General features: G+C 73.6%; 5 protein-coding genes. All 5 read right to left on the reverse strand.

Annotated features, from left to right (window positions below; all coding sequences use genetic code 11):
- Positions 1-66 precede the first annotated feature (66 nt).
- Positions 67-885, reverse strand: coding sequence for a tryptophan synthase subunit alpha (trpA, locus tag ACFWN1_RS32105; protein ID WP_384369897.1), 819 nt, complete (start codon positions 883-885; stop codon positions 67-69).
- Positions 882-2168, reverse strand: a complete 1287-nt coding sequence (trpB, locus tag ACFWN1_RS32110) for a tryptophan synthase subunit beta (protein ID WP_384369900.1) — start codon at positions 2166-2168, stop codon at positions 882-884. Before trpB ends, trpA begins: the two co-directional genes overlap by 4 nt.
- Positions 2169-2247: 79 nt before the next feature.
- Positions 2248-2478, reverse strand: coding sequence for a tryptophan biosynthesis modulator TrpM (trpM, locus tag ACFWN1_RS32115; protein WP_384369903.1), 231 nt, complete (start codon positions 2476-2478; stop codon positions 2248-2250).
- A gap of 22 nt (positions 2479-2500) precedes the next feature.
- On the reverse strand, positions 2501-3310 hold the full coding sequence (gene trpC, locus ACFWN1_RS32120; RefSeq protein WP_161201774.1) for an indole-3-glycerol phosphate synthase TrpC: 810 nt from the start codon (positions 3308-3310) through the stop codon (positions 2501-2503).
- Positions 3311-3444: 134 nt separating this feature from the next.
- Positions 3445-3891, reverse strand: coding sequence for a DUF2752 domain-containing protein (locus ACFWN1_RS32125; RefSeq protein ID WP_384369907.1), 447 nt, complete (start codon positions 3889-3891; stop codon positions 3445-3447).
- Positions 3892-3959: the final 68 nt, after the last annotated feature.

Genomic DNA, 3959 nt, shown 5'->3' on the forward strand with positions numbered 1-3959 from the left:
GGGGGGGGCGCAGGCCCCCCCCCCGGCCGGAGGGCCACCCGTTCGAGTGACCTGGCGTGATACGGGTCAGGCGCCCCGGCGGACGCCCTTCGCCAGGTCGGCGGCGAGCGCGCGGACCGCGTCGATGCCGGAGGCGTCGTCGGGGGCGTCCAGCATGCGCTTGACGAAGGCCGAGCCGACGATGACGCCGTCGGCGAAGGCGGCCACCTCGGCGGCCTGGGCCGCGTCGGAGACCCCGAGCCCGACGCAGACGGGCAGGTCGGAGCGGGTGGCGCGGGTGCGCGTCACCAGGTCCTCGGCCTGCGCGCCGACGGACTCCCGGGTGCCGGTGACGCCCATCAGCGAGGCCGCGTAGACGAAGCCGCTGCCCGCCGCGGTGATCTCGGCGAGCCGGGCGTCCCGGCTGCTGGGGGCGACCACGAAGACGGTGGCGAGGCCGTGCTTCTCGGCGTGCTCACGCCACAGCGCGGCCTCCTGCACGGGCAGGTCGGGCAGGATGCAGCCCGCGCCGCCCGCCTCCGCCAGCTCGGCGGTGAACCGCTCGACGCCGTAGCGGTCGACGGGGTTCCAGTAGGTCATCACGAGCACCGGCTTGCCGGTGGCCGCGTGGGCCTCCCGGACCGTGCGCAGGACGTCGGCGATGCGTACGCCGCCGCGCAGGGCGATGTCGTCGGCGGTCTGGATGACCGGGCCGTCGAGCACCGGGTCGCTGTGCGGCAGGCCGACCTCGACGACGTCGGCGCCGCCGTCGAAGGCGGCCTTGATCGCCTCGATGCCGCCGTCCACGGTCGGGAAACCGGCCGGGAGGTAGGCGATGAGCGCGGCGCGGTCCTCGGCCTTCGCGGCGGCGAGGGTGTCCGACAGCAGGTTGATGTTGCCGCTCACTTGGCGTCCCCCTCGATCTCGGCGGTGTGGGCCTCGTCGGCCGCGACCTCGGCGTCGGTGTCGTAGAGCCCGAAGTACCGGGCGGCCGTGTCCATGTCCTTGTCGCCGCGTCCGGAGAGGTTGACGACGATCAGCCCGTCCGGGCCCAGCTCCCTGCCGACATCCAGGGCGCCGGCCAGCGCGTGGGCGCTCTCGATGGCCGGGATGATGCCTTCGGTGCGCGACAGCAGGCGCAGCGCCCGCATGGCGGCGTCGTCGGTGACCGCGCGGTACTCGCCCCGGCCGGAGTCCTTGAGGTAGGAGTGCTCGGGGCCGATGCCGGGGTAGTCGAGGCCGGCCGAGATCGAGTACGGCTCGGTGATCTGGCCCTCGTCGTCCTGGAGGACGTAGGAGCGGGAGCCGTGCAGGATGCCGGGCTCGCCGGCGGTGAGGGTCGCCGCGTGTTCGCCGGTGTCGATGCCGTGCCCTCCGGGCTCGCAGCCGATCAGGCGGACGTCGGCGTCGGGGACGAAGGCGTGGAAGAGGCCGATGGCGTTGGAGCCGCCGCCGACGCAGGCGATGGCGGCGTCCGGGAGGCGGCCGGCGCGCTCCAGGATCTGGCGGCGGGCCTCCACGCCGATGACGCGGTGGAAGTCGCGGACCATGGCCGGGAAGGGGTGGGGTCCGGCGACGGTGCCGAAGAGGTAGTGGGTGTGGTCGACGTTGGCGACCCAGTCGCGGAACGCCTCGTTGATGGCGTCCTTCAGGGTGCGGCTGCCGGACTTCACGGCCACGACCTCGGCGCCGAGGATGCGCATCCGGGCCACGTTGAGTGCCTGGCGCTCGGTGTCGATCTCGCCCATGTAGATGGTGCAGTCGAGGCCGAACAGGGCGCAGGCGGTGGCGGTGGCGACACCGTGCTGGCCGGCGCCGGTCTCCGCGATGACCCGGGTCTTGCCCATGCGCTTGGTGAGCAGAGCCTGGCCGAGCACGTTGTTGATCTTGTGCGAGCCGGTGTGGTTGAGGTCCTCGCGCTTGAGGAAGACACGGGCTCCGCCGGCCTCCGCGGCGAACCGGGGGACTTCGGTGAGCGGACTCGGCCGGCCCGTGTAGTCGACGAGCAGACCGTTCAGCTCGCGGGCGAATTCCGGGTCCGCCTTGGCCTTGTCGTACTCGACGGCGACCTCGTCCACGGCGGCGACCAGGGCCTCCGGGATGAACTTGCCGCCGAACGCGCCGAAATAGCCCTGGACGGTGGGGACTTGGCCCTCCGGATCAGGGAAGAAACAGTTGATGCTGGACATGCCGGTACCTCACGGTGAGTGCGTGTGAAAAGACACTGTTCGCCGTGGGGGCGGGGAATCGGTCGTCGGCCGCGCGCCGTCAGTGGCTTGTCACGCCCACGCGGCACGGCCGCAGCATCGACCGGTGCCCCTCGCCCCCACAGGTCGGCTGTCGCCATCGCATGCCGTTCACCTGTCCGGGCTCCGCCCCGATGTGGTACCTCACCCTGCGGCCGTGGACCCGGCGGGCGGGGGCGCGGCAGCCCCTCGGCCGGCAGCCGCGCGCGAGGCGGGCGTGCCGGTCCACGGTGGTCGTCAGGGCGGGAGTCATCGGGGTCAAGCCTACCGGGGGATCAGCCGCGGCCGTGCCGCAGTGCGGGGTGCTCGCCGGCGGCCACCAGGTCGGCCACCGCGGTCTTGGGGTCGCGCCCGGTGACCAGGGACTCGCCGACCAGGACGGCGTCGGCGCCCGCGTTGGCGTAGGCGATCAGGTCGTGCGGGCCGCGCACGCCGGACTCGGCGACCTTGACCAGCTCGTCGGGGATCTCCGGGGCGATCCGCTCGAAGGTGCCCCGGTCGACCTCCAGGGTCTTGAGGTTGCGGGCGTTGACACCGATGATCCGGGCGCCCGCGTCCACGGCACGCTCGATCTCGTCCTCGTCGTGCACCTCGACCAGCGGGGTCAGCCCGATGGACACGGCCCGCTCGATCAGCGACTCCAGCGCGGGCTGCTCCAGCGCCGCGACGATGAGCAGCGCGAGGTCGGCGCCGTACGCGCGGGCCTCCCACAGCTGGTACGAGGTGACGATGAAGTCCTTGCGCAGCACCGGGATGTCGACCCGGGCGCGGACGGCCTCCAGGTCGGCCAGCGAGCCGCCGAAGCGGCGCTGCTCGGTGAGGACGGAGATGACGGCGGCGCCGCCCGCCTCGTAGTCGGCGGCGAGGGCGGCCGGGTCGGCGATGGCGGCCAGCGCGCCCTTGGACGGGCTGGAGCGCTTGACCTCGCAGATCACCTTGACGCCGTCGCCCTTGAGGGCGGCCACGCCGTCCTTGGCGGCCGGGGCCTGCGCCGCGCGCTCCTTGAGCTCGTCGAGGCTGACGCGGGCCTGCCGCTCCGCGAGGTCGGCCCGGACTCCGTCGATGATCTCGTCGAGCACACTCACGCGAGCGGCCCCCTTTCAGCCGTTGGTCCTGCGGCGGGTTCGGAAACCCGTGGTCACTGCGATGGTATCCGGAGGCGGTGCCGGGGCTCACATCCGGCGGCCGGCGGTCCCCTTACCTGGACGTTCCTTGTTGATCAAGGACGGATCGAGCCACCGAACGGCAGGTTCCGGACGACGGTGAAGAGCAGCAGCGCCGCGCCGGCCAGCCACAGCGGGATACGGCCGAGGGTGAGCCGCATCGGTCTGCCGCCGGCCGCGCGGACGGCCCAGACGGTCCACAGCACGGCGAAGGCGACGTAGGCGGCGACGCCGGCCGCGTTGTCGTGCAGGGCGCCGGGGAGGTCGCCGTGGGCGAGGGCGTGCGCGCCGCGCAGTCCGCCGCAGCCGGGGCAGTACAGCCCGGTGAGCGCGTAGAGCGGGCAGACCGGGTAGTGGCCGGGCTGGTTGGGGTCCACGGCGCCGACGTAGGCGAAGGCTCCGGCCACCGCCGCGAGGACCCCCGCCGGGCCGGCGAGGCGCCGCCACAGCGGGGTCTCAGCGGGCGGTGAGAGGGGCGGGGCGGCACCGCTGTCGGCATTCACCCTGGCATTGTGCCGTGGCCCCGGGACGGACGCGCGAGGGGCGCCCCCGGTGCCGTACGTACGGCACC

Origin of the sequence: Streptomyces sp. NPDC058459 (assembly GCF_042721685.1) — a bacterium.
GTDB lineage: Bacteria > Actinomycetota > Actinomycetes > Streptomycetales > Streptomycetaceae > Streptomyces.

Excerpts from the sequence above, each read along its gene's own strand:
- trpB (WP_384369900.1), bottom strand. The coding sequence starts at position 2,168 with ATGTCCAGCATCAACTGTTTCTTCCCTGATCCGGAGGGCCAAGTCCCC.
- trpM (WP_384369903.1), bottom strand. The coding sequence starts at position 2,478 with ATGACTCCCGCCCTGACGACCACCGTGGACCGGCACGCCCGCCTCGCG.